Source organism: Campylobacter sp. RKI_CA19_01121 (genome assembly GCF_025771295.1).
Classification (GTDB): domain Bacteria; phylum Campylobacterota; class Campylobacteria; order Campylobacterales; family Campylobacteraceae; genus Campylobacter_D.
Genome location: NZ_JAKMQA010000024.1, coordinates 1 through 2,117, shown reverse-complemented (window position 1 = coordinate 2,117; position 2,117 = coordinate 1). Strand labels below are relative to the sequence as shown.

Below are 2,117 nucleotides of genomic sequence, written 5' to 3'. Positions count from 1 at the left end.
CTGTTTTAGTATCATAAGCATAATGTCCATTCATGATATCATCTAAAATATGCTGAAGCATAGCAGGATCAAAATCGTTTTTTTCTATAGAAGGAGGAGTTAAATCAGGAATATCTGGGCCAACTGGCTTATTTGATGCATAAAAAATCACATTTCCATGTTCATCTATATTTCCAAATCTGCTTTTTATCTTATTGTTAACTTCCATATCGCTCACTCTTTTATCATAATAATAAAGCACTCTATTACCACTTGAATTTAAACTATTTTCCGTAGTAACATCAAAAATTCCACCTTTTAAGAAGTCAAAATAATCCCTAGGACTATAGCCAACACCTAGTCCACCTGTATCATTTTTTCTATAAAAAACCCTCATATTACTAATACTGTTATGGAAATTTGTATTATCCATATACCATCCAGCAAATATACCCCTATTCCAAATACTTCCTTCGTTTCTTTGCCATACATCTATTTTGACATTTTTATCAAATCTTAAATCTACATTATTTATTTTAAAAGTATTACCGACATTTCCAATAGAACCTCCAACAAATCCACCGGCATAATTCCACTCAAAAGTATTTGAATTTAATTTCCCTTTTTCAGCATATATTAAATTGTCTTTGAAATTTAAATATATATCTGAAAAATCAGCATAAATGGTATCATTCCACTTATCCCCCATAAGCCCGACAAAACCACCTGCTGCAGCAAAAATTTTATCCCCTAAAACAGTAGATATATAACCTCTAGTAGCTTCAATATCACCAATATCATTTAAAGAAATTTTATTAAAAACTACATTTTGCCCACTAATAACTCCAGCAAACCCACCTGCTGCTGTATTTTTAAAAAATGTTTGACTCTGAGGATTATCTAAATCATAACCAGCATAAATACCCATTCCAGCAGGACCTTTATTGTTTAAGTCATAATTATTTCTAGAATTACCAATTTCATTAAGTGTTATTGAACTAAAATTAGAATTATTCTTTATATAACCTGCAAATCCACCAGCATAAATATTTGCTCCAGACTCTGAACCCATAGCCTTAATTGAGTCAAAATTTTCCATTAAGATATTATTAAATATAATTTGTTCTTTATTATTAACACCTTCAACAAAACCAGCAAAACCACCCAAATACATATCAACTTGAGAACTATAGCTTCCTTTTGGCTTTAAAACTATATCTCCAAAATTTTTCATTGTTATATTTTTAAATGATGTTCCTGATTGAGTCCATCCTATAAATCCACCTCCATATAAGAAACTATCGTTACTAGTTTTACTATCATAAAAATACAAATCTCCAAAATTAGAAAGATGTATATTATTAAATTCAGCATCTTTAGCTATAGCAACAAACCCTCCTCCTGAATTTGTTACTCCAGAAAAACTTAAACCATCAACATTTAAGTTATATATCTTAGCTTTTTGCCCATCTTTACCTTCTACTTTTCCAAATAATCCTGTATTCCATCCAGTAGAACTATCTTGTGCTTTTATTTTAATATTTTTTAAAGTATAACCACCACCATCAAAAACTCCACTAAAGGCATATTTATTTGCACCCACTGGATCTATAGGAGAAAACCCTGTAAAATCAATATCGCTAATCAATCTTATAGTAGTAAGTCCATCTTTAAAAATATCCTCTGTTAAATCATTACTATTCCATCCATCCGCAAAAAGCTTCCACTCGTTTGCATTTTTTTTGTCGTTTAAAGTATTATTATCATTGTACCATCCACCTATAGTAACAGCTTTTGTAAAATCCACACTGTTTTTACCATCATAAGAAGCTTTAAAAATGGTTCCAAAATCTCCAAATTCATAATCATCTTCCGCAAAACTAGTCATATCTCTTTGTAGATATCCTTCTTTGATAGCTGTCCCTTTTAAACCATTTTTCTCTACTTTAATGGTATTTTCATTACCTTCTTTGCCGACATTTACATAAACATAATTTCCAACCAAATGAGCTTCTTTAGCATTTTTTGAACCATCTTGACCTCTTATCTTACCACCAACACCTATCTCCACCTTATTACCTATTAAAAGTATATCATTTGCATTAATAGTTCCAAGATTAACTATGTTTCCTTTTTTG

At 30.4% G+C, this 2,117-nt stretch carries 1 pseudogene; it reads right to left on the bottom strand.

Features of this window, described 5'->3' with window-relative positions:
- Positions 1-2,117, bottom strand: a pseudogene (locus L8T90_RS07775) (hypothetical protein); the annotation flags it as partial.